Below are 23,718 nucleotides of genomic sequence, written 5' to 3'. Positions count from 1 at the left end.
AAGCTCCTTACATTACCGGCACCGAGGTTTTATGCAGTACGTCGCGCAGTACGTTCAGCGGTGCCCCCTGAACGATGGCCTGTCCTATTTTAGGCAGAAGAACGAAGCGCAGATGGCCGCCCTCGGTCTTTTTGTCAACCTGCATCAGTTCGATCCAGCGTTCGGTACCGAGGTTTGGAGGAACAACGGGGCAGCCGATGGCATGGACGACGTGCTTGACGCGTGTGACGCTGTCGCTGTCCAGCCCGACCGTGTGGGCCGAGAGTTCAGCGGCCTGAAACATGCCGCAGCCGACAGCCTCGCCGTGCAGCCAATCACCATACCCCATACCGGCTTCAATGGCATGACCAAAGGTGTGCCCGAAGTTCAGGATGGCCCGCAGCCCCGATTCGCGCTCGTCTTTGCCGACCACGTGTGCCTTGAGTTCGCAGGACCGCTTGATGGCGTGACGAATGGCCTGGGGCTCAAGGGCCCGCAGGTCGTCAACGTGTTGTTCGCACCAGTCGAAAAACCCGGCGTCGATGATGAGACCGTATTTCACGACCTCGGCCAGCCCGGCCGAGACTTCGCGCGCGGGCAGTGTCTTGAGAACGTCGGTATCGATTTCAACGGCGATGGGTTGGTAGAACGCCCCCACCATGTTCTTGCCCAGCGGGTGATTGATGCCGGTTTTCCCGCCCACCGAGGAGTCAACCTGGGACAGCAATGTAGTGGGCACCTGCAGGAATCGCACGCCGCGCATGTAACTGGCTGCGGCAAAACCGGTCATGTCGCCGATAACACCGCCGCCCAGGGCCACGAGCAACCCTTTGCGGTCGAAGCGATTTTGTAACAAGCCATCAAAGATGAGATTAAGTGTTTGCCAGTCTTTGTAGCTTTCGCCGTCGGGCAATTCGATGCAAATGACGGTTTTCCCGGTTTTGCGCAGGGCCGCCATGGCTCGTTCGGCGTACAGGGCACCGACGGTGGGGTTGGTGACAACGGCAATGGCGGTGACATCGGCCGGGACGCTGTCGTGCAGGTGGTCGAGACGGCCGGGACCAATGTGGATGGGGTAGTGCCCGCCAGGGTAGCAACGTTAACAGTGGTGGTCATAAGAGACGGTGCAGTGATGATTATGGAGATACAGGTGTTGAGTGCAGCAATTGCGCCAGTGCTGTGGCGGCCTGCGCGACAGGGAGATGGCCGGTGTCGAAGGTGATATCGGCAACTTCCTCGTACAGTGGCGCACGTTGTGCCAGCAATTGCGCCACCCGTTCGCGGGGGTTGGCCGTTTGCAGCAATGGCCGATTGCGGTCTTTGGCGACCCGCCGGTAAAGCTCGTCGGCCGCAGCGCGTAAGTAAATAACAACACCTCGCTCTGTCAGGATGCGACGGTTTTCTGATGCCAGTACCGCTCCACCCCCGGTGGCCAGTACAATGCCGGGTTGCTGCGAATATTCATCCAGTAAAAGGGTTTCGCGTTTACGGAACCCTTCTTCGCCTTCGACCTCAAAGATATGAGGAATAGGTACGCCGCATCGTGATTCAATGGCGTGGTCAAGGTCGATGAAGTCACGTCCGGTGGCTTTGGCCAGACCTCGCCCGATGGTTGTTTTACCCGCGCCCATCATGCCAACCAGTATGACCGGGCGGCTGTAAGGCAAAAGCGTCGTTTCGGCGCAAGCGGGGTACAGGTTTTTTCGTTCATTTGTGTATTATCCCACCAGCCATAGGGCTCGTGGCCGGTGCTGCTGACTTAAACTGTTACATAATCTTGAAGCAGCCATCATAGTCTGATTCTTCCCCGACTTAAAATCGCCGTTAAATGAGTTCATCTGCAAAATCTTCCAAGAACGCCGCACCGGAATCCAATCACTGGTTCGGGCGTCTCCTGATCAAGACCGCTGTATTTTTCGCGGGTCTGGGCGTGTGTGGTGCGTTGTTGGGGGCGCTGGCCTTGGCCCTGGCGTGGCCCAATCTGCCCGACCTTTCCGCCATGATTGATTACCGGCCCCGTGTGCCACTGCGCATTTACACGGCCGACAAGGTGCTTATTGGCGAATTCGGCGAAGAGCGCCGCAATGTGCTGCGCTTCAATGAAATTCCCGATGTCATGAAGTCGGCCATTCTGGCTGCAGAAGATGATCGCTTCTATCAGCACAGTGGCATTGACTGGCAGGGTGTGGCGCGTGCGGCGGTGGCCAACATTACCAGTATGGCCAAATCGCAGGGGGCCAGTACCATCACCATGCAGGTGGCGCGAAACTTTTATCTGTCGTCAGAAAAAACCTATACCCGTAAATTCTACGAGTTGCTGCTGACATTCAAGATTGAAGCAACGCTGTCCAAGAACGAAATTCTTGACCTGTACATGAACCAGATCTATCTGGGCCATCGTTCGTACGGTTTTGCGGCAGCCTCGCGGACCTATTTCGGCAAGCCGCTGGGCGACATCACCATTGCTGAAGCGGCCATGCTGGCGGGCATACCCAAGGCACCGTCGCGCTTTAACCCCATTGCCAATATGCCGCGTGCCAAGTCGCGCCAGATGTACGTGCTGGGTCGCATGCGCGACCTGGGCTACATCACCCCTGAAGAATACCAGCAGGCGTCGCAGCAACCGATTGTGCTCAAGTCGGCGCCTGGTACGCCGGCGGGCGGTTATGCGATTCATGCCGAATATGCGGCCGAACTGGCGCGCCAGCTGCTGTTCACCGTCTATCAAGACAACATTTATTCGCGTGGTTTCAATATCTATACGACCATTGATTCCAAAGAGCAGCAGCAAGCCTACGAGGCTGTTCGTAACGGTATTCTCGACTACACACGGCGTGCACCCTACCCCGGCCCCGAGGAAACCATCAATTTGCCGGCCGGTGTCGAGCAAAATGCAGAGCAGTTCGACGAGATTCTCGAGAAAGTACAAGACAAGTACCGCGACAGCGATGATCTGATGGTCGGTGTCGTGTTGTCCGCCGCGCCTGACAAGGTTGTTGTCGCGCGTAGCCCCGAGCAAATCGTTGAAATTACCGACAAGTCGGCGCTCAAGGTGATTGCACGTGGTCTGGCAAAGAATGCCAAGTCTGATGTACGTATTTCGCGGGGTGCCGTGGTCTATATCCGTAAAAACGGTGACTACTGGGAACTGCTGAACAAGCCCTCGGTGCAGGCGGCGTTCGTGGCCTTGCAGCCGCAAGACGGCGCAATTCGTGCCATGGTGGGGGGTTCGACTTCGAAGAACAGTTCAACCGGGTAACGCAGGCGTGGCGTCAGCCCGGGTCGGCGTTCAAACCATTTATCTATGCCAGTTCGCTCGAGCGTGGCCTGACGCCCTCCACCCAGGTGTCCGACGAGCCCTTCCGCCTGACGGCCGCACAAACGGGCTCCAAAGCCTGGGAACCCAAGAACTATGGCAACAGCTACGAGCCCATGCTGACGCTGCGCGAAGGCTTGTACAAATCCAAGAATATGGTTTCGATCCGCATCATGCAGGCCGTCGGCCCTCAGTATGTGCAAGATTACATCACCCGGTTTGGTTTTGACCGGGCCCGCAACCCGGCGGTGCTGCCGCTGGCGTTGGGTGCGGGCGGGGTTACGCCCATGCAGCTGGCTGCAGGCTATGTGGTGTTTGCCAACGGGGTTACCGTGTGCCGCCCTACCTTATCGACCGGGTGACCGATGCCGATGGCAAGGTCGTCATGCAGGCCAAACCGGTGGTGGCCGGCGATGCGGCGGCCCGCGTCATTGATCCGCGTACGGCGTACGTCATGAACGACATCATGCGCGGTATCGCTCGCCAGGGTACGGCGGCTCGCCTGGCCCGAGACCTCAAGCGTCCTGATGTGGGCGGAAAAACCGGCACGACCAATGATTCGCACGATGCGTGGTTTGCCGGTTTTACGCCCAAGCTGGTGGGGGTGGCCTGGATGGGCTTTGATAAACCCCGTTCGCTCGGTTCGCGCGAGACTGGTGGTGGCGCTTCGCTGCCGATCTGGCTCGATTACATGCGGTTTGCACTTAAAAATGAACCCGTTGCCCAGCCAGGCCCTCTGCCTGATGGCCTGTTGCGTGAAGGGGTGACTTTTACTTCGCTGAATTCCCGCCGGGCAAGGCCGTAGCGCGTGTGGGATTGCCGTCACCCGAAGAATTGATGCTGAATGGCCAGTTGCCCGATGGGGCGACGCCATCGGATGGCATTGGCGATTTGCTGAACCAGCTGGATGGCAGCGCGGTGTCTGTCGAACCGTCGTTCGGGCCGGCACCCCAGCCAGCCCAGACACAGCGCGTACAGTTCTGATCTAGATCGTGACTTTAAGCGGCTGGCCGCCGTTGGCGTCGGTGCAGATTTGTGACAGTGCCTCAGCCATATCGGGGCCGCCGCGGGTGTCCACCCAGCGCTCGCCGTCGAAGCGGTAGTGGAAACCACCGGTGCGCGCGGCCACCCACATTTCTTGCAAAGGTGCCTGGCTATTGATCACCACATGGATGCTGTTGTTGAAGATCAGGGTCAGCACGTTGCCGTTGCGGCTTGCATCGACATCAAAATCGTACAGGGCCAGCCAATCGTCAGACTGGCTTTCAAGGTGATCCAGAATGGCGTCGGCACGTGCCAGGAATTCAGTTTCGGTCATAATGACTACCCGTTAAGCTTCAGGAGTTTAAAGATATGCGAGCGCCCCGTTCGACCCCCGCAGTGTCTGTTACCCGCATTGTAGCCAGCATGGCGGTATTTGTACTGCTGGCGGGCTGTGGTTACAAGGGGGCTTGTATATGCCGCCACCGGCCGAACCCGCACTGGTCCAGCCCCCTGCTGCGCCGGCTGGCATGGCTGAAGGCACTGCAACATCGCGTTAACCCCAGTGTGTTAAAACAGCAGGCGACAGGTAATCATTGCTATCATTGTCGCCTTTCATAAATTGCAATAATTCTCTTCTCAATGACTGTTTCGCCCCATTTTGCGTTTCAAAAAGGTGTTCTGCACGCCGAAAATGTGCCTTTGCCCGAATTGGCTGAACGCTTCGGCACACCGTTGTATGTCTACTCGAAAAAAGCGTTGCACGACGCCTGGGGGCTTACCGGCAGGCGGCCGAAAACCGCAATGTGCTGGTGTGTTTTGGCATGAAAGCCAATTCGAACCTGGCTGTATTGAACGAGTTTCGCAAGCTCGGGGCGGGGTTTGACATTGTTTCCGGTGGTGAATTGGCACGTGCCCTGGCGGTGGGGGCTGACCCGTCAAAAATCGTGTTTTCCGGTGTGGGCAAGCAGGTCTGGGAAATGCAGGCCGCCCTCAAAGCTGGTGTCAAGTGCTTCAATGTCGAGTCCGAACCCGAGCTGGAACGCCTGGCGCAGGTCGCTCACGATATGGGCGTGGTCGCGCCGGTGTCGCTCAGGGTCAACCCCGACGTCGATGCCAAAACGCATCCGTATATCTCCACCGGGCTCAAAGAAAACAAGTTTGGTATCGATATCGAGCAGGCGCCGGCCGTGTACCAGCGCGCCGCCACCTGGCCCAGCCTGGAAATTGTCGGTGTTGACTGCCATATTGGTTCCCAGATTACCGAGGTCAGCCCTTACCTTGATGCGCTCGATAAATTGCTGGTCCTGATTGCGCGGCTGGCTGACGCCGGGATTCACATCCGCCATCTTGATCTGGGTGGCGGTATTGGCATCCGTTATACCGACGAAACCCCGTTGACCCCGAAAATGCTGCTCGATGAAGTGTTTCCGCGGTTGCAGGCGCAAGGGTTGGGTCATCTGCAAATCGTGCTAGAACCGGGGCGCTCGCTAGTGGGCAACGCCGGCATCTTGCTGACCCGTGTCGAATACCTCAAGCACACCGAGGCTCGCAACTTTGCCATTGTTGATGCAGCCATGAATGATCTGATCCGCCCTACACTGTACGATGCGTGGCACAGCGTCGAGCCGGTGGTTCAGGCCTCGTCGGCCCAGGTACAGTCGTACGACATTGTCGGCCCCATTTGTGAATCGGGTGACTGGCTGGCCAAAAACCGCCAGCTTTCCCTCGCGCCGGGTGACCTGTTGGCAATTATGTCCGCGGGTGCCTATGCGTTCACCATGGCCAGCCAATACAATACACGTCCAAGGGCCGCCGAGATCATGGTTGACGATCAGGCTTTCAAAGTGGTTCGCCCGCGTGAGACTCTTCAAAGCCTCTTTGCCGATGAATGTACGCTTGATTAGGCCTTGAGCGGTTACCCATGACAGCACAGAACCGGAAGTCAGGATGGTTTTATTTTGGTTGACATGAACGCGTCAGATATCGAAGTGAAAGACCGCGTCCGACGCTCCCGCGTTGACCGCGTGTTCAGTGACTTCGCTGCGTATCTGGCACCTGTCATTGTTGTGTTGCTGGCCATGGGTACCCTGGTTTATTGGGGGCGAGCCAGTTACTTCGCGTCCGGGGCGGTGCAGGTCATGCCCATGCTCGAGGGCATTGTGCTGGCCTTGTCCATGGGCTTGTTGCTGGTTTCTGTGGCCAGCCGAAAGTGGCTTTATGTGCTTTTTGCCGGCTGGCTGGTGGGCAACCTGAGGCTTACGGCGTTGTCCATGGGGTGGGATACCCAGTGGCTGGGGCAGGCTGTTCCCGAGTCCCTGGTGCCGCTGATGCGGTCTCTCAGTATTGCCCTGTACTACATCCTGACCTATGCCCTGTTCTCTCAGCTGTTCAAGACAGAATTGGCTCGCGTGGGTTACGAACGCCTGCAAACGGCCGGCCGTCTGTCGGGTGTCGTGATGCTGGCGGCCGCATTGGGCCTGTCGTACGAGCAGTTCCTGCCCTTCATGTGGATGCTGGTGGCCGTGGCGGTGTGCCTGGTAGCCTGGTTGCTTGCGCTGATTATTCGCCAAACCCGTTCAACCCAGGCGGTGTGGTACAGCATTGCGTTGGCGGTGGTGGTCGCCATCGGCTCGGGTGGCGTGGGCGTGCTTGCGCAAGCGCTTGATTTGCACCTGTTTGATGATACGGCACTGCACATTGGTGCGGCCTTCGTTTCAAGCTTGCTGATCGCCCTTGTTATTGCCAACAGCGAGCGTCACGAACGTCAGCATCGTATCCGTGCACAAGACGAACTGAAGCGTGTCTATCAGGTTGCGCCGGTGGGGCTGTTCAGCCTGTCGTTGCAGGGTCGTCTGGTGCGTGCCAATCCAGCCATGAAAGAATTGCTCGGTATTGCCAGTCTGGAAGGCGAACGGGGTTGCTGGGAAAACCATTTTGGCCGTGATGGCTGGATACGTTTGCTTGATCAACTGGAACGCGATGGCGAGGTCGAGATTGAAATACAAAGCCAGCGTCTGTATCCCGAACAGCAACCGCGTTCTTATTTGCTGAAAGCTGTGCTTGAAAACGGCCAGGTTGAAGGGTCGTTGCAGGACATCACCGGCCATGGCGATGCCTTGTCGCGCATTCGCCTGCAGTCCAACCAGGACCCGTTGACCGGGGCCATGAACCCCAGGGCATCGACATCGAGCTGCGCACCTGCATCGAGCGCATGGCAGCGGGGGAAACGTTCTTGCTGGGTTATCTCGAGCTGAGCTCGCTGAAAACCGTCAATAATCTGTACGGCAAGGCGGCTGGCGACGACATCTTGCGCCAGATTTGCGAGCGCATCAAAGAAATTCTGGGCATTGACGGGCAGCTGGGCCGCGTGACGGGGTCCGAGTTCCTGATATTCTTTGCCAATATCACGCTTGAAAAGGCCCGTGAGCTGGCCCAGCGCATTATTGATGATCTGCTGATCCGGCCCCTGATGATCGGCAGTGCGCCGTTCCGGTTCCAGTGCGCGGTGGGGCTGGTGGAATTGAAGCATGCTCACATTGAACCGGGTGATGCCCTGGTTGTGGCCAAGCGGGCTGCCCGTACTGCCCGCAAGCAGCAAGGGGCACAGGTTGTGGTGCAGCAGTACAACGCCCGCGAACTGGCCGATCAAAGCCTTGAGTTGCGGTTGTTGCGTGAATTTACCAGCGCATTTTCCACCGATGGTTTTTCGGTGGTCATGCAGCCCATCATGTCGTTGTCCGATCCGTTCGGTTCGTTGAATTTCGAGGTTCTGTTGCGCAAGCACGACCGCAAGGGCGTGGCGGTTCATACGGGTAAACTGATTTCTGCGGCAGAAGAAAGCGGCGTCATGACGCGCATTGATGAGTGGGTGGTCAGCACCACGCTCGAATGGCTCGATGCCAACCAGTCCCGGCTTGAAAATACGGCCTTTGTGTGCGTCAACCTGAACGGCATGTCATTGAATGACCCTCACTTTGTCGAGTCATTTTTTGCCACGTTTCAGCGTTACCAGCATGTGGCCCGCAAGTTGCTGATTGAAATTACAGAAACGGTTGCCCTGCAAGATCTGGACACAACACGCACGTTTATTGCGCGCTTGCAGGCGATGGGTGCGCGGGTGGCCCTGGATGACTTCGGGGCGGGCTATACCTCGTTTGCCTACCTTAAAATGTTGCCCGCCAATGCCCTGAAAATTGACGGCGCCTTCGTGCGCAGCATGACCGAGCATCCTACCGATATCGCCATCGTCCGCGCCATTGTGACCCTGGCCCGCAGCCTGAACATGTTCACCATTGCCGAATGGGCTGAAGACATTCCTACGCTGCGGATGCTGAAGGATCTGGGTGTCGATTACGTGCAGGGGTATGTGGTGTCGCGCCCTCAGCAGCCCGAACTGATTTCGAAAGCACGTCACAGTGCCAGCTTTATCGACGACCACAAGACTCGTCAGTTCGTGAGCTATTACGTGCGTCCTAATGGCGACGACAGCAGCCGGTTGCTGTAGGCAAGGCTGCTGTGCTCGCTGCTTGGCTGCTTAATATGTATTGACAGCAGATTGGCGACTATTGAGCACGTTACAGTTTGCCGTACTGCGGCATCACAGCTCACCGTATGAATGAAGCCCTGACAGGAACATGTTCACACCCAGGAAGGCAAAGCTGGTGATGACCAGGCCGACCAGTGCCCAGTAGGCGGCCATCGTGCCACGCAGACCCTTCATCAACCGCATGTGCAGCCAGGCGGCGTAATTCAGCCAGACGATCAGGGCCCAGGTTTCTTTGGGATCCCATTGCCAGTAGGTGCCCCAGGCGTCGGCCGCCCATAGCGCCCCCAGAATCGTGGCGACGGTAAAGAAGGCAAAGCCAATGGCAATGGCACGGTACATGATGTCATCGAGAATTTCGAGCGACGGCAGCTTGTTGGCAATGGGCCGACGGAACGCCAGAATGATGCCCACCAGCACGGCACCGATACCAAAGTACAACATCCAGGTCGCGGACAATTCACGTGACCCGAACATGAGGGGTTCCGAACACAGAATGGCACCCAGGATAAAGAGCGGGATCAGCTTTTTGCGCGATTGGGTTGCGCCGTGCTCTTTCACCAGATAGGCAAACCCGACCATGGCTGCCAGCGAGAAGGTGCCGTAGCCAATGAAGTTGGCGGGTACGTGAATTTTCATCCACCAGCTTTTAAGGGCCGGTACCAGGGCTGAATTTCAAAGGCATCACGGGTGAAGGTGTACCACAGCAAGAAAATGACAGACGACGTCACCACCAGCAGGACAAACCCCCAGGGCGCGTGTGGCATAGCGGCGTTCGTAATACAGGTAGAACAGCGCCGTGATCAATGCAAACAGCACGAACACCTCGTACAGATTGCTGACCGGAATGTGCCCGATATCAGGCCCCAGCAAATGCCCTTCGCGCCAGCGCACCAGCATGCCGGTGGTGCCCGCATAGACGGCACCCCAGGTCAGGGCGGTTCCCATCCAGCTGGCCGTGTGGCTGAAAAAACCGGCCCAGTAGGCCACGGTAGCCAGCACAAACAGCGCACACATCCAGAGAATGGCAGACTGCGATGAAAACAGGTATTTCAGGAAAAATACGGTTTCGGCGCGGGTGATATCGCCTTGGTCAATGGGGCCGCCGGCGGCATACAGCCAGATGGCGAACAGCGCACTGACGCCTGAGGCAATGAACAAGGTGCGCAGGGGCCGCCAGAGCCAGGCCATCCAGGCCACGCCCGGTACGGTCAGGGCCAGAATGGCCTTTTCATAGATGTCCATGCTGTCCGGGAAGCGGAACATCGCCCAGGCTGCGCCGGCGGCAAGCAGCAGAAAGAAGGCAATATCCGACAGGTCGGGTTTGCCGCGCAGGCCGCGACGATCGCCACTGGCGCTCATGGCGGCGTTCCAGCTGGAAGTGGAAACGGTGGTTTCAGACATGATGGGCCTCGTTACGAAGACAACTTGTTAAGCGCCGTCTGGAATTCGCCGAATTCACGGTCGAAATCAAGAGTGCGTCGTTGCGATGTCATGGCGGCCAGCCAGTGACTGCCGGCTCCGTTGGGCTGAACCCAGACCCAGATCCGGCGATCGCGAACATAGAACATGGAAAATACACCGATGACCAGGAACAGGCAGCCCAGATACACCGTATTTTGACCGGGACTGCGCGCGACCTGGAACACGCTGGCCTCGACGTGTTCGAAGTGGGTCATGGATAGCAGGATGGGAGCAGGATACTCGGGCAGGGTGCTGAGCGCCAGCAAGGCCTGTTGCAGCCACTGCGTTTCACGCGGGCCGCTTTCGCCGTCGTAATTGATGGGCTCAAGCCCGCGTTGTACCCGATCAAGGTCACGCAAGCGGCTGAGCGAGAGCTGGATCATGGGTACGGCAAAACCCAGAAAGCGGTCACGCTCTTCGGCGGGAACGCGCTCGACCACCGCATTGAAGCCGCCGGATGCAAACGCTTCAAGGGCTGCCGCAGCGGCCGTTTCAAGCAGGGCGGCCTGTTCGGTGTTGCCGGCATTTTCAGTGGCAAAGGCCCGTGCTGCCTGGCTGCGCAGGACGGGATCGTTGAGCGCAGCGCGCAACTGCATGAACCCGTTCAGACTGCTGGTTTCGTCGGCAGGGATGCGGATGTAGCGGTAGCTTTCCGAGGCATTCTGGCGCACGCCGACCAGATAGACCGGGCCGGCATCCAGCACCATGGGCATCATGTAGTTGTTGTATTCGTAAGACTGCCCGTCGGCACCCACGAGCCGGTATTGAACGCTGGGGCCGACATTGCGCAGACCCTCCTGGCGGCCGGCGGTAGCGCTGCCGGTGACCGAGGCGACATGTTCGAGCAAGGCTTTGGGCTGGGGGTTGAGGTCGGTGTCGAGGTTCTCGACGTTGATGACGCGCAGGCCTGTGACGTCGAGCCGCAGGGGCAGGGGCTGCGAACTGGCGTTGAGTGTGATTTCGGTGGGTTCGCCGACAACCGTGTCGACCTCGAAGGTGGAACGGGCTGTGCCGTCAAGAGGCCAGGCCTGCAGTTTGACCTTGCTGCCGCCGTCGTCGAAACTGGACTGGTACACCGTAACGCCCTTGTAGCGCAGGGGTTCATTGACCGCGATGACCCGTTCGAAACGTTCATTGGTTTCAGGGTCGTGCACTTCAACGTAGCTTTTAAAACTGCTGGGCATGCCGGTTGAATAGTATTCGACGTCAAATTTCGACAGCTTCAGGGAAAACGGCAAGGGTTGCACCAGCACCCTTCGCCCTGTGCCACAATGGCATGGCTGCTTTGGCCGCCTTCGGGCACCAGCATATTGGCCCGGTAACTGGGGTTGGTTACCGACAGCCGCCCCGATTCAGGCACATTGGCGATCAGCATGTTCTGGGTAATGGGTTCTTTTCCGCCCAGCCACACCTGAAGCCGGACGGGCAGTTCGCTGTCAAGAATACCGCCGATACAGATCACCACGATTGCCGCATGGGCAAAGATGTAGCCCAGCTTGTTGGAGCTGCCTTTTTGGCCGCCAGCAGGCGGCTGTCGGCGTCAATGCGCTCTTTGACCTTGTAACCCTGGCGTTCAAGCAGCTGCCGGATGTTCTGTGTGCTGGTGTCAACGCTGGCCTGGCTGCTGGTCTCGACCTTGTGGTGAAACGCGCGCAGGCTGCTGCCCCGAACGTGCTCGCGAAACGACCGCATGTCTTTGACCATTTTGGGCGTGTTACGTAGCAGACAGAGCGTGGTCGACACTACCAGAAACGCCATGATCAGCAGGAACCACCAGCTGTTGTACACATGCCAGATGGCAAAGACGTCGAAAACGGCGTACCAGAACGGGCCAAACTGGTCGAGGTAGGTATTGGCGACCTGGTTTTGTGCCAGCACGGTGCCGATGATGCTGGCCACACAAATGAAAACCAGCAGGCTCACGGCAAAGCGCATCGAGCCCAGCAGTTCGGACAGGTCGGCACCGCGTTGGCGCCAGGAGGAAGCGTGATTCACAGGATGCAATTCATAAAAAAGGGGGCGCCGGTAGAAGCTCCCCTGTGTGACCGGCTGATGCAGATTTAGTTCTGCATGAAACGGGTCAGTTAGCGCAGACCGGCCGCGTAATCGGCCACCGCCGCGATATCGGAATCGGACATGCGATCAGCGATGTCGTGCATCATGGGGCTGTTGGAACGGTCGTTGCTGCGGAACAGCTTGAGCTGTTCAGCAATATACGTCGGGAACTGACCTGCCAGACGCGGGAACTGGCCGGGAATGCCGGCGCCAGCCGGGCCGTGACAGGCCGCACAGGCCGGTACGCCACGCTCGACCAGACCGCCGCGCCAGATGTGCTGGCCGCGTTCCATGGAGGCCTCTTTACTGGCAGTGGCCGCTTTTTCGTAGTCGAGCTTTTGCAGCGACAGGTAGTACGACACATTCTTGATGTCGGTGTCGGTAAGCGGTGTGGCGATGGCGGTCATGACTGAATTGGCACCATCGAGGCTGCGGCGTACGGGGGTTGCGCCGTCTTTGCTCTGGAATTCGTACAGTTGCTTGGCGATGTACTCGTGAGGCATGCCGGCGAGGTTGGGGTTAACCGGCAATGTGCTGTTGCCGGCTGCGCCGTGGCATGAAGCACAGGCCAGAATTCCGCGCGCGGCATCGCCGTTGGCGTAAAGCTGTTCGCCCTTGGCGGCGTCGGGTTTGGAGACGATAACGTCAGCGGCATAGCTGACGCCAAGAAGGGAAGAGCCCAGCAATAAACCACTGGCCACAAGCATTTTGGAAAGCGTACGCTTCATGAAGACCTCGATGGATCGCGATTTAGAAATTAGCCGCAACAGTTTCAAACCTTGAATTATACAATAGCGTATCAATCAAACCGTAGCAGGTATATTACATTGTCTATATTGCACCGTGCGGCGTTCACCACGTCAGCAGCCCGTCTCGACCAGCTTCCCCGCCCGGGGCCCCGAAGTTTGCTTTGTCGGGCGCTCCAACTGCGGTAAGTCATCAGCCATCAATGTGCTGACCAACCAGCGGCGGCTGGCCTTTTCCAGTAAAACGCCGGGACGTACGCGGCTCATCAATATGTTTGGTATTCCCGACCCCTTACCCCCGGCGAATCGCTGGGGTACCTGGTTGACTTGCCCGGCTACGGCTATGCCGCCATTGGTCGTGAAGCACGTGAAGAATGGGCCGACGTGCTGGGCGCCTACCTTCACGAGCGTGATTCACTGGCCGGGGTGGTGCTCCTGCTCGACATCCGCCGCGGTCTTACCGAGCTTGACCGTCGCCTGGCGCGCTGGATCGCACCGACCGGTCGTCCGGTACTGGTCTTGCTGACCAAGGCCGACAAATTCCCGTATGGCCAGCGCATCAAGGCTGTCCATGCCATCAAGAAAGAGCTGGCCGATATCGGCACGCTTCAGGCCATTCCGTTTTCTGCCACCCATCGTATCGGGCTTGAAGACGCGGCCGTTGCCATTGAAAACTGGATTTCTCCTCAGGTGGTGCCATGACTTCATTTATCGTCAATGCCGATTTTCCGTCGGCTCGCCCGCGTCGTAATCGTCGCGATGATTTCTCCCGTCGTCTGGTGCGCGAAAACGTGCTCACCACTAACGACCTGATCTACCCGGTGTTTGTCATGGAAGGCCAAGGGTGCGCCAGCCCGTGCCATCCATGCCCGGTGTAGTGCGCTATTCGCCCGATACCCTGATGGACGTGGCGGCCGAATGCGTCGAACTGGGGATCCCGGTGCTGGCGATCTTCCCCGTCATTGACAGCGCGTTGAAGACACCTGACGGTGTTGAAGCCACCAACCCGGACGGGTTGGTACCGCGCGTTGTGGCGGCTCTGAAGCAACGCTTCCCTGAGCTGGGGGTGTTGACTGACGTTGCGCTTGATCCGTACACCAGCCATGGGCAAGACGGGATCATTGATGATGCCGGCTATGTGCTGAACGAACCCACTGTTGACATGCTGGTGCGCCAGGCGCTGGTACAGGCCCAGGCCGGTGTCGATATTGTGGCGCCCAGCGACATGATGGACGGCCGCATCGGTGCGGTACGCCAGGCGCTCGAGGCCAACCAGTTCATTTATACCCGCATCATGGCCTATTCGGCCAAGTATGCCAGCGCCTTTACGGGCCTTTCCGCGATGCCGTGGGCTCGGCGGGTAACCTGGGTAAATCAGACAAAGCCACCTACCAGATGGACCCGGCCAACCGCGACGAAGCCTTGCGCGAAGTGGCGGCCGACATTCGTGAAGGCGCCGACATGGTCATGGTCAAGCCCGGCATGCCCTACCTTGATGTCTTGCGCGATGTTAAACAGGCGTTCGGCATGCCCACCTATGCTTATCAGGTCAGCGGAGAATACGCCATGCTCAAGGCGGCGGCCGCCAACGGCTGGCTCGATCACGACAAGGTCATGATGGAGTCCTTGCTGGCGTTCAAGCGTGCCGGCGGCGACGGCATCCTGACGTATTTTGCAATTGAAGCCGCGCGTTTGCTGCGCGGGCAGCGTTAAGGGCCACAAGCATCCGGGTGCATGCCGTGCAAAGCCAGCGCGCCCGCGTTGTTCACTGAAGTGGCGGGCATTTCGTCGCCCCGGTGCCGTTCATCGGGGCGACAGGCATTTTGTCTGAAAGCGCCCGTCAATCAGAACGGTGGGTCATCATCGTCGGTAGGGGTTGCCGCGACGTTGGTGGCCTTTTTAGCTGTTGCTTTCTTGGCTGCCGTCTTGGTGGCCGTTTTTTAGTCGCCGTTTTTGCTGCGGTGGTTTTTTTGGCAGCTGTCTTTTTGGCGGCTGTTTTAGCGGCCGTTTTCTTTACGGCTGTTGCTGTGCCAGTGGTTTCGTCATCTTCCGCTGTGCGAGCCACGGTTTTAGCGGCTGACTTTTTGGCTGCCGTTTTCTTGGCGCCCGGTTTTTCAGGTCGGGCCTCGAATTCGAAACCGATCTTGCCATTGGCCTGCTTGACCAGAAACGCCTTGAACTTGCGATTGGTGCGGCTGGAGACGAAGCCGTCGAGCAGATCCGTTTTGCCATCGGACAGCAGTTTGGTAATCTGTGCCGGTGAAATTTCTTGCTGCAAAATGACTTTGCCCGAGCGGAAATCACATGACTTTTCCGGGCCAACCGATTTTTCGCACACGTAATTCATGCCGTGTTCATAGACAGGGCTGCCGCATTTTGGGCAGGCCCCCAGCGCGGGCTGGCCTGAAAAATCAACCGGCTCCTCGTTTTCGGCATCATTCTGCCCGAAATCGAATTCCAGCTTGTAGTCATCGGTAATACGCAGCAAGGCCGCAAATGGCCGGCCCATCTTGCTGATGAACCCGGACAAGGGCCCGAGGGTACGCTCTTGCAGCAAGGCCTCGACTTCCGGCACTTCAAACGTGCGCCCGCCCGGGTGTTTTCCGATGGAAAAATCACATGCGGTGCAGGCGTAACGGCGGTAATTTTCTTTGACCACCCCGCCACATTTCGGGCAGGGTGTGGTCAGGGTGGCATAGTCACCCGGCACGGTATCGCGTTCGTATTCCTTGGCGCGCTTGACGATGATCTGGGTCATTTGTGCGATTTCACGCATGAATTCTTCGCGGCCCAGCTGGCGCTGTTCGATCTGTTTCAGGCGCTGTTCCCACTCGCCCGTCAGTTCGGGTGAGGTCAGTTCGCTGACCCCCAGACCGGACAGCAACGTGATCAGTTGCTTCGCCTTGGCGCTGGGCACCAGATCGCGCCCTTCGCGGCGCAGGTAGCCTTCATTCAGCAGCCCTTCAATAATGGCCGCGCGGGTTGCCGGTGTGCCCAGGCCGCGTTCGGACATGGCTTCGCGCAGGCCTTCGTCGTCAACCAGCTTGCCGGCCCCTTCCATGGCCGATAGCAGCGTGGCTTCATTGAAACGGGCGGGTGGCTTGGTGACCAGGTCACGGGCTTCGATCTCGTCGGTCTTGACGGTTTCGTTTTGGGCGACAGCGACCAGATTGGTATCGGCGCCCTGCACTTCACGCCCGTAAATCGCCATCCAGCCGGGGGCGACCAGCACTTTGCCTTCGGTCTTGAAATGGTGGCCCGACACTTCGGTAATGCGGGTGGTGACGCGGAACTCGGCAGCGGGGAAGAACACGGCCAGGAAACGACGTGTGACCAGCTCGTAGATTTTGCTTTCGGCTTCGCTGAGGTCTTTGGGCACTTGCAGCGTCGGGATGATCGCAAAGTGATCCGAGACCTTTTTGTTGTCGAAAATGCGCTTGTTGGGTTTGATCCAGCCTGAGTCGCGCAGTTGTCTGGCGTAGGGCTGCACACTGGCGGCAGCATTGGTGCCGGCCTCGGCCAGAGCCGCTACCGTGTCTTTGACGGTAGGCAGGTAGTCTTCGGGCAGGTAGCGCGAGTCGGTACGCGGGTAGGTCAGTGCCTTATGCCGTTCGTACAGGGTTTGCGCAAGGGCCAGCGTCGCCTTGGCCGAGAATCCGAAGCGCGAGTTGGCTTCCCGTTGCAGCGAGGTCAGGTCGAACAGCGCCGGCGACATCTGGGTCGTGGGCTTGGACTCTTCGGTGACGGTGCCGGGCTGGTCGCGGCAGGCAGCCACAATGGTTTGCGCGGCGGCTTTCGACCACAGGCGCGAATCACGCTGCTCAGGGTCAAGTTCATTCTTGACGAACTTCGGGTCAAACCAGCGGCCGGCATAGAACCCGGCCGCCGCCACAAAGGTGGCATGCACTTCCCAGTAATCGCGCGGCTGGAACTTGCGGATGCGATCTTCACGTTCCATCACGATGGCCAGGGTGGGTGTTTGTACCCGCCCCACCGGGGTTTTGAAGAAGCCACCGTCTTTGCTGTTGAACGCCGTCATGGCGCGTGTGCCATTGATGCCGACCAGCCAGTCGGCTTCGGCCCGTGAACGGGCCGCCGCTTCAAGCGGTTTCAGATCATCGTCATCGCGCAGCTTTTCGAAAGCCTCACGAATGGCCGTTTGCGTCATGGATTGCAGCCAGAGCCGCTGTACAGGCTTTTTGACCCCCGCATATTGCACGATGTAGCGGAAGATCAGCTCGCCCTCACGCCCCGCGTCGCAGGCGTTGATAACGCTGTCGACATCTTTGCGTTTGAGCAGCTTGACCAGCAGCTTGAGTCGCTCGCTGGAGCGCTTGTCGGTTGGGCCCAGTTCGAATTGCGGGGGATCACCGGCAAGTGGGCGAAACTCCATTTCCCGCGGACCGGATCGTTGGGTGCCACCAGACTGAGCAGGTGCCCGATGCTGGACGCCAGCACGTAGCGGTCGCTTTCGAAGTAATCCCCTTCACGCGTAAAGCCCCCAGGGCGCGCGAAATATCCAGGGCAACCGAGGGCTTCTCGGCAATAATCAATGTTTTTGTCATCGTGTTCCAGTAACTGCGGGTTGGCAGCAATAGCGCGGATCATACGAGGGCGACCCCACCCCGTGCAAGTTGCGGGCGCTACTGAACGACCTTTTTGCCACGGTATGGCCGGTCGTGAATGGGCTCAATATATCAAATGTGGATAGCGTTGCCGCCAATGTTGTGTGGCCCTGCCCCAGAAATCATCGACATCGTGCAAATTAGACAGGGTATCGAAGCCCAAACGCTGCCAGGCCCGGTTCAGCGTGACCAGGGGTTGCGCCGTATCAAACGGCCGGGCATGGTTCTGTTTGGATAGTTTCAGCCCGTTGTCGTCAAGCACCAGCGGGACATGCATGACACGCGGGTAGGTGACAACCAGGGCCTGGGCCAGCGTGATCTGGCGCGCGGTTGAGTCCAGCAGGTCGGCACCCCTGACAATATCGGTAATGCCCTGGAAGGCGTCGTCAACCACCACAACAAACTGGTAGGCCCACAGACCGTCGGCACGCCGGATGATGAAATCACCCACCTCTCGGGCAACATCGTGTTGTTGTGGACCCAGCCAGCGGTCATCGAACGAGATGCTCCCGTCGGGTACCCGAAAGCGCCAGGCGCGGACGGTGGCACCCTCGGGCAGCCCGTTACGGCAGGTACCGGGGTAAGGCCCTTTGCCGACCTGAGCCCGGGTGCAGGTGCACCCGAAGACATGGCCTTGCGCCTGCAATTGTCCGAAGGCCTGCTGATAGGCGGCAAGCCGTTGGGACTGCCACAGGGGCTCGCCATCCCAGTGCATGCCCAGTGCCTGCAGTTGTTGCAGGATGACGCGATCAGCGCCGGGCACTACCCGTGGGGTATCAATGTCTTCAATGCGCAGCAGCCAGCGCCCGCGGCAGGCCCGGGCATCAAGGTAACTGGCCATGGCGGCCACCAGTGAACCGTCGTGCAGCGGCCCGCTGGGGCTGGGCGCAAACCGCCCCACATAGCCGTTTGCCGGCACAGACATGGAGGTGAAACGGCGTTAGTGCGACAACCGGCTGCGGTCGTCGGTGAGCAGCTCTTCGAGCACCAGGTGGTCGATTTCGGCTTCCTGGCTCCAGAGCACCATTAACGCCAGGATTTTGAGCTTTTCAAGCGGTATGGGGGATTCGGCGGTGGCTTCGGCGCGGTCGATGAGAATTTCGCGCAGCGCTGCCGGCAATACCCCGAGCTTTCAAGGAAGCTGATGAAGCCAATGGCTTCGCTGCCCAGGCTTTGGTATTCGTGGTGGGTGTAAACGCGCGTACTGTTGCTTTGCGGCGCCTGTGCCAATTGCACGCACTGTTCGGTGGTTTGTGCCAGACCGTACAGCCAGCCGAGTGCTTCGTCGATGTCTTCGTGCTCGAAACCGGCGGCCGCCAGCTTGTGTGCCAGGACATCGGCTTCGGGGCAGGCTTGAGGCGTGTAATAGTTTTCGAAAAGGTAGACGAGAATGTCGTACATAAGATGCAGCTTGCAGGAAAAGTCAGAAACGCCAGAATTCACTGTACGCGGTTTTGACCTGACCTGCAAGCCGGGTGTTTACCGGGTTCAGGCAAACACGGTTACCGGGTCAGGGGAACCCTTAGACCATTTCAATGGCCATGGCGACCGCTTCGCCACCACCGATACACAGCGTGGCGATACCGCGTTTGCCGCCGGTTTTGCGCAGGGCGCCAACCAGTGTGGTGATGATGCGGGCACCCGACGCCCCGATGGGGTGACCCAGGGCAGTTGCGCCGCCGTGGATGTTGACCTTGGCGTGGTCAATGTCCAGTTCGCGCATGGCGGCCATGGTTACGACGGCAAAGGCTTCGTTGATTTCGAACAGGTCAACGTCGCCGACCGTCCAGCCGGTTTTGGCCAGCAGGTTCTTGACGGCGCCCACGGGGGCGGTGGTGAACCATTCGGGTTCTTGCGAGTGCTGGGCGTGGGCCACAACACGCGCCAGAGGGTGGCACCGAGTTGCTTGGCCGTCGATTCACGCATCATGACAATGGCTGCGGCGCCGTCGGAAATGGACGACGAGTTGGCGGCCGTGACTGAACCGTCTTTTTTGAACGCGGGCTTCAGGGTGGGGATTTTTCGGGCATGGCTTTGCCGGGGGCTTCGTCAGTGTCAATGACGGTGTCGCCCTTGCGGCCGGCGATGGAGACCGGGGCGATTTCCCAGGCGAAGCTGCCGTCTTCAATCGCGGCACGGGCGCGGCGCAGCGACTCGAGTGCGTAGGCGTCTTGTTCGTCGCGGGTGAAGCTGTATTTGTCGACACAGGCTTCAGCAAAAATGCCCATGGCGGTACCGCGCTGGTAGGCGTCTTCCAGGCCGTCAAGGGCCATATGGTCGTACACGGTGGAATGGCCGTAGCGGTAGCCCTGGCGACCGCGCAGCAACAGGTAAGGTGCATTGCTCATGCTTTCCTGGCCACCGGCAACCACCACATCGGCACTGCCGGCAACCAGCAGGTCGTGGCCGAACATGGCAGCTTTCATGCCTGAACCGCAAACTTTATGGACGGTGGTGCAACCCACTTGTTTGGGCAGGCCGGCACCCAGTGCGGCCTGGCGCGCAGGGGCCTGGCCCTGGCCGGCTTGCAGCACGTTGCCCATGATGACTTCAGTAACGGCGTCGCCGGAAATGCCGGCACGTTCAACGGCGGCCTTGATGGCGACAGAACCCAGTTCATGAGCAGCCAACCCGGACAGGCTGCCCATCATGCCACCCATGGGTGTGCGGGCTACCGATACGAGGACGATTGGGTCGGACATAGGTTTGCTCCTTGTTTGCAAAATTGAAAAGAGAGGGACCTGAAAACGGTATCGGACCCGCCGCAAAGCCAGTGTTTACGCTGCAATGCACAAATCAGGGCCAAAATACTTGAGGTTCTAAATGTTCTGACAACGGTTTATTCTAGCGAAAACCAGAAAATTTAGTGTTAACGCTGGGTTAAGATGGCCCGAAAAGCCCTTTAACCGTCGGGTTCGCCGAAGCGGCTACCCGTATTTCGGCGAATCATAATAAGCCTGTTTGCAGTACCGGAGACACCTGCATGAACCCGAATGAATTGAAGCTCAGTTATCCCCTTGGCACGACTCAACCCGAACCTGGCCACGCCATTGCCGTGGCCGATGGCGTGCGCTGGGTCCGCATGCCCCTGCCCTTTGCGCTGGACCACATCAATTTGTGGTTATTGCGCGATGAAATTGATGGCCGGCAGGGCTGGACGCTGGTAGATACGGGGGTTTCGCGCGAGCCGGTCAAGGCGTTGTGGGAGCAGATTTTTAGTAACCAGCTCGATGGCTTGCCGATTTTGCGGGTGGTGGTAACGCACATGCACCCCGATCACGTGGGCCTGGCGCACTGGCTGTGTGAACGCTGGAATGCACCGCTCTGGATGTCGATGACCGACTTTGCGATTGCGCGGCTATGGTCGCGTCCGGCGGTGCCCGGAGACGCTGGTGCGGGTGGTGGAACGGGCGGAAATATTGCGTTGCAGCACTTTGTGCGTCATGGTCTGGTTGACCCGCAAGCCCAGGAAAAAATTCGCGAGCGCGGGAAGTATTACCCCAGTCATGTGCCTGACATGCCTGCGGCTTTCATACGCATCATGAATCATGACCGCATCCGGATCGGTGGCCGTGAGTGGCGGGTTATCGTGGGCTATGGCCATGCGCCAGAGCATGTGTCCCTGTACTGCGATACGCTGCAGGTGCTGATTTCCGGTGATATGGTGCTGCCGCGCATTTCCACCAACGTTAGCGTGTTTGACTTCGAGCCCGAGTCCAACCCGCTGCCCTTGTACCTGAAGTCCCTGCGCGACTATGACGAACTGCCGCACGATACACTGGTGCTGCCCTCACATGGTCGCCCGTTCACCGGTCTGCACGAACGCATTGCCCAGCAGTGTGCCCATCATGCCGAGCGCCTTGACGAGGTGTATGCGGCGTGTTCGCGGCCGGTGACGGCCGGAGAAATCGTGCCCCTGATGTTCAAGCGTGAACTGGATCCGCATCAGCTGACGTTTGCCATCGGCGAGGCCCTGGCCCACCTGCATGCGCTGTGGTTCGAGGGTAAGCTGAAGCGGGTGTTCGAAGACGGGGTATATCGCTTTAGCCGGGTCTGATCGTCGTTATTGCCGGCCGGCGGTGATCAGCCGGATGGCCAGTGCCCACAAACACCAGTGCTGAACCCCGGTTGATCAGTTTCTGGGTGGTGGCTGATTTTTGCAGATGCTGGCTGAACCAGCCTGAAAAAACGCAATGCAGGCAAACACCACGAAGGCCGCCAGCATGAACAGGGCACCCAGACTGAAGGTTTGCAACGCCACCGACCCGCGTGCGGGTGAGGTGAATTGCGGCAAGAAGGCCAGAAAGAACAATGACACCTTGGGGTTGGTCAGGTTCATGACAATGCCACGCCGGTACAGGGTGGCGTAAGACAACCGGGGTGGGCGGGCGCCCGCATCGGTGCTGACTGGGGCGCGCCAGGCGCCCAGGCCAGATACAGCAAATACGCGGCCCCGGCCAGTTTCAGGGCAGTAAAAGCAGCCTCTGAAGCGGCAAACACGGCGGCCAGGCCAACGGCGACGGCAACGGTATGGCCGATCAACCCGGTGCACAGGCCCAGCACCACCATCATGCCCGACGCCCGCCCCCACAGGGCCGATTGCATCAGCACAAACAAGTTGTCTGGCCCCGGGCTCAGGGCCAGCAGAACGGCGATTCCGAAGAAGGACAAGGCAAGATCGAAGGTCAACATGGTGTGTTGGTGGTTTAACGTCTGAAAGTCGGTCAGTGTAAAGTAACGCTGAACTGACGGAAACGGAATTTATGAGCGCTTCAAACAATCACCACCTTGATACCCTTTTGATGCATACCGGTATGGCACCGTTCGATCCCGAAACAGGGGCGGCGCCGGTCGCTCTGCCCTCTGTTCGTACCAGCACGGTTCGCTTCAGGAATCTGGATGCCCTGTCCAGGGCCCGTGCCACCCAGCTGGCGGGTGACCGGGGTGTAACCTATGGTCGCATCGGCATGCAAACTCACGAGGCGCTTGAATCTGTGGTGTGCGCGCTCGAGAGCGCACAGCGTTGCTTTCTGGCACCATCCGGCCTGTCGGCCATGACCCTTTCGGTTATGGCGCTGCTGTCGGCCGGCGAGCATATGCTGGTGTCCGACAGTGTGTATGGCCCCATGCGCTATCTGGATAAAACCGTGCTGCGGCGCATGAACATTGGCGTGTCGTATGCGCGGGCCACGGTGGCTGACTTTGAACCGCTGGTACGTCCGGAAACACGTGTGTTGTACGTCGAGTCCCCCGGTTCCCTGCTGTTTGAAATGCTGGACATCCCGGCCCTGGCTGAGTTTGCCCGTGCCCGTGGGTTGTTGCTGGTGGTCGACAATACCTGGGGTCGGGTTACCTGTACCGTCCGCTGGAACTGGGAGCCCATGTGTCCCTCATTGCCGGCACCAAATACATTGGTGGCCATTCAGACCTGATGCTGGGGGCCGTGGTGGCCAACGAGCCCGACGTGATCGACGCCTTGAATACTACGCATTACGCGATGGGTTATTCGATCAGTGCCGATGACGCATGGCTGGCGCTGCGGGGTGTGCGTACCCTGCCCATTCGCGTGCGTCAGCATGCCCAAAACGCGTTGCGGGTGTGTCAGTACCTGGCCGGGCGCAATGATGTCGTGCAGATTTTTCATCCGGCCTGGCCGGAGGACCGCGGTCATGCGCTGTGGCAGCGTGATTGCCATGGCTCGAATGGCATGCTGGCGGTTGAGCTGAAGCTTGATCCGGAACAGGCGGTGCGGTTTGTTGACGCCCTGACCTTGTTTGGCATCGGGTTTTCGTGGGGGTACGAAAGCCTGGTTCAATTGATTGAGCCGGGCGCGCTGGCGGTGCACAGTTACTGGCAGAAAACCGCCAATGCCATGGTGCGCCTGCATATCGGGCTGGAAAATCCCGCAGACCTTATTGCCGATATCGAGCAGGCCCTGGCGGTGGCGCGGGGTTGAGCGCAGGCGGTCAGGCACCCAGCAAACGGCGAGCCAGTACCGATTGCCTG

Annotated in this window: 10 protein-coding genes and 11 pseudogenes; 10 read left to right on the top strand and 11 right to left on the bottom strand. The window is 59.0% G+C overall.

What is annotated here, in order from left to right:
* Positions 1-7: 7 nt before the first annotated feature.
* A complete protein-coding gene (gene aroB, locus N7E01_RS07960; RefSeq protein ID WP_289175765.1) occupies positions 8-1,051 on the bottom strand; it encodes a 3-dehydroquinate synthase in 1,044 nt (347 codons plus the stop codon).
* 64 nt (positions 1,052-1,115) lie between these two features.
* Positions 1,116-1,646 carry a shikimate kinase gene (locus N7E01_RS07955; RefSeq protein ID WP_289175417.1) on the bottom strand — a complete coding sequence of 177 codons (531 nt, stop codon included), beginning with the start codon at positions 1,644-1,646 and terminating at the stop codon, positions 1,116-1,118.
* A 161-nt stretch (positions 1,647-1,807) separates the two neighbouring features.
* Here N7E01_RS07955 and N7E01_RS18705 point away from each other — a divergent pair, with 161 nt between their 5' ends.
* From N7E01_RS18705 to N7E01_RS18695, 3 genes and pseudogenes are all read left to right on the top strand, one after another.
* Positions 1,808-3,238, top strand: a complete 1,431-nt coding sequence (locus N7E01_RS18705; protein ID WP_350494985.1) for a transglycosylase domain-containing protein — start codon at positions 1,808-1,810, stop codon at positions 3,236-3,238.
* Positions 3,121-4,100: pseudogene (locus tag N7E01_RS18700) on the top strand (penicillin-binding transpeptidase domain-containing protein). Before N7E01_RS18705 ends, N7E01_RS18700 begins: the two are co-directional and overlap by 118 nt.
* Before the next feature lie 5 nt (positions 4,101-4,105).
* Positions 4,106-4,279 carry a hypothetical protein gene (locus N7E01_RS18695; protein WP_350494984.1) on the top strand — a complete coding sequence of 58 codons (174 nt, stop codon included), beginning with the start codon at positions 4,106-4,108 and terminating at the stop codon, positions 4,277-4,279.
* A 1-nt stretch (position 4,280) separates the two neighbouring features.
* Here the strand turns inward: N7E01_RS18695 and cyaY are convergent, their stop codons facing one another.
* Positions 4,281-4,613 carry an iron donor protein CyaY gene (cyaY, locus tag N7E01_RS07945; protein ID WP_289175415.1) on the bottom strand — a complete coding sequence of 111 codons (333 nt, stop codon included), beginning with the start codon at positions 4,611-4,613 and terminating at the stop codon, positions 4,281-4,283.
* A 305-nt stretch (positions 4,614-4,918) separates the two neighbouring features.
* On the opposite strand from cyaY, the pseudogene lysA reads away from it, so the two are divergent.
* The 3 genes and pseudogenes from lysA to N7E01_RS07930 all read left to right on the top strand — a co-directional run bounded on the left by lysA (position 4,919) and on the right by N7E01_RS07930 (position 8,783).
* Positions 4,919-6,183: pseudogene (lysA, locus tag N7E01_RS07940) on the top strand (diaminopimelate decarboxylase).
* A 63-nt stretch (positions 6,184-6,246) separates the two neighbouring features.
* Positions 6,247-7,533, top strand: a complete 1,287-nt coding sequence (locus N7E01_RS07935; RefSeq protein ID WP_289175414.1) for a hypothetical protein — start codon at positions 6,247-6,249, stop codon at positions 7,531-7,533.
* The gene (locus N7E01_RS07930; RefSeq protein ID WP_289175412.1) at positions 7,491-8,783 is read left to right on the top strand and encodes a GGDEF domain-containing phosphodiesterase; all 1,293 of its coding nucleotides are present in this window, start codon (positions 7,491-7,493) and stop codon (positions 8,781-8,783) included. The genes N7E01_RS07935 and N7E01_RS07930 overlap by 43 nt, the downstream gene beginning before the upstream one ends.
* Before the next feature lie 93 nt (positions 8,784-8,876).
* Here the strand turns inward: N7E01_RS07930 and ccsB are convergent.
* From ccsB to N7E01_RS07915, 3 genes and pseudogenes are all read right to left on the bottom strand, one after another.
* A pseudogene (gene ccsB / locus N7E01_RS07925) lies at positions 8,877-10,226 on the bottom strand (c-type cytochrome biogenesis protein CcsB).
* 11 nt (positions 10,227-10,237) lie between these two features.
* Positions 10,238-12,221, bottom strand: a pseudogene (locus N7E01_RS07920) (cytochrome c biogenesis protein ResB).
* Between the two features lie 149 nt (positions 12,222-12,370).
* Positions 12,371-13,069: a c-type cytochrome gene (locus tag N7E01_RS07915; RefSeq protein ID WP_289175410.1), complete on the bottom strand. Its 699-nt coding sequence runs from the start codon at positions 13,067-13,069 to the stop codon at positions 12,371-12,373.
* A gap of 99 nt (positions 13,070-13,168) precedes the next feature.
* On the opposite strand from N7E01_RS07915, the pseudogene yihA reads away from it, so the two are divergent.
* Both yihA and hemB read left to right on the top strand, forming a co-directional pair.
* Positions 13,169-13,789 (top strand): annotated as a pseudogene (yihA, locus tag N7E01_RS07910) (ribosome biogenesis GTP-binding protein YihA/YsxC).
* Positions 13,786-14,800, top strand: a pseudogene (hemB, locus tag N7E01_RS07905) (porphobilinogen synthase). The pseudogenes yihA and hemB overlap by 4 nt, the downstream one beginning before the upstream one ends.
* 131 nt (positions 14,801-14,931) lie before the next feature.
* Here hemB and N7E01_RS07900 read toward each other — a convergent pair.
* The 4 genes and pseudogenes from N7E01_RS07900 to N7E01_RS07885 all read right to left on the bottom strand — a co-directional run bounded on the left by N7E01_RS07900 (position 14,932) and on the right by N7E01_RS07885 (position 20,414).
* Positions 14,932-17,652, bottom strand: a pseudogene (locus tag N7E01_RS07900) (DNA topoisomerase III).
* Positions 17,653-17,776: 124 nt separating this feature from the next.
* Positions 17,777-18,637: a tRNA glutamyl-Q(34) synthetase GluQRS gene (gene gluQRS / locus N7E01_RS07895; RefSeq protein ID WP_289175408.1), complete on the bottom strand. Its 861-nt coding sequence runs from the start codon at positions 18,635-18,637 to the stop codon at positions 17,777-17,779.
* Between the two features lie 15 nt (positions 18,638-18,652).
* Positions 18,653-19,113 (bottom strand): annotated as a pseudogene (locus tag N7E01_RS07890) (Smg family protein).
* Between the two features lie 121 nt (positions 19,114-19,234).
* A pseudogene (locus N7E01_RS07885) lies at positions 19,235-20,414 on the bottom strand (acetyl-CoA C-acyltransferase).
* A gap of 281 nt (positions 20,415-20,695) precedes the next feature.
* On the opposite strand from N7E01_RS07885, the gene N7E01_RS07880 reads away from it, so the two are divergent.
* A complete protein-coding gene (locus N7E01_RS07880) occupies positions 20,696-21,769 on the top strand; it encodes an MBL fold metallo-hydrolase (protein ID WP_289175406.1) in 1,074 nt (357 codons plus the stop codon).
* Positions 21,770-21,775: 6 nt separating this feature from the next.
* Here N7E01_RS07880 and N7E01_RS07875 read toward each other — a convergent pair.
* Positions 21,776-22,404 (bottom strand): annotated as a pseudogene (locus N7E01_RS07875) (LysE family translocator).
* Positions 22,405-22,475: 71 nt separating this feature from the next.
* On the opposite strand from N7E01_RS07875, the pseudogene N7E01_RS07870 reads away from it, so the two are divergent.
* Positions 22,476-23,668, top strand: a pseudogene (locus N7E01_RS07870) (trans-sulfuration enzyme family protein).
* Positions 23,669-23,718: the final 50 nt, after the last annotated feature.

It is taken from the genome of Neopusillimonas aromaticivorans (assembly GCF_030344915.1).
Taxonomy (GTDB): Bacteria; Pseudomonadota; Gammaproteobacteria; order Burkholderiales; family Burkholderiaceae_B; genus Neopusillimonas; species Neopusillimonas aromaticivorans.
Note: the sequence above shows the minus strand (reverse complement) of the source record. Positions and strands in the feature narration are given on the sequence as shown.

Bases quoted from the DNA above. Each gene is read 5' to 3' on its own strand.
- N7E01_RS18705 (WP_350494985.1), top strand. From the start codon at position 1,808: ATGAGTTCATCTGCAAAATCTTCCAAGAACGCCGCACCGGAATCCAAT.
- cyaY (WP_289175415.1), bottom strand. From the start codon at position 4,613: ATGACCGAAACTGAATTCCTGGCACGTGCCGACGCCATTCTGGATCAC.
- N7E01_RS07935 (WP_289175414.1), top strand. From the start codon at position 6,247: ATGAACGCGTCAGATATCGAAGTGAAAGACCGCGTCCGACGCTCCCGC.
- N7E01_RS07930 (WP_289175412.1), top strand. From the start codon at position 7,491: ATGGCAGCGGGGGAAACGTTCTTGCTGGGTTATCTCGAGCTGAGCTCG.
- N7E01_RS07915 (WP_289175410.1), bottom strand. From the start codon at position 13,069: ATGAAGCGTACGCTTTCCAAAATGCTTGTGGCCAGTGGTTTATTGCTG.
- gluQRS (WP_289175408.1), bottom strand. From the start codon at position 18,637: ATGTCTGTGCCGGCAAACGGCTATGTGGGGCGGTTTGCGCCCAGCCCC.
- N7E01_RS07880 (WP_289175406.1), top strand. From the start codon at position 20,696: ATGAACCCGAATGAATTGAAGCTCAGTTATCCCCTTGGCACGACTCAA.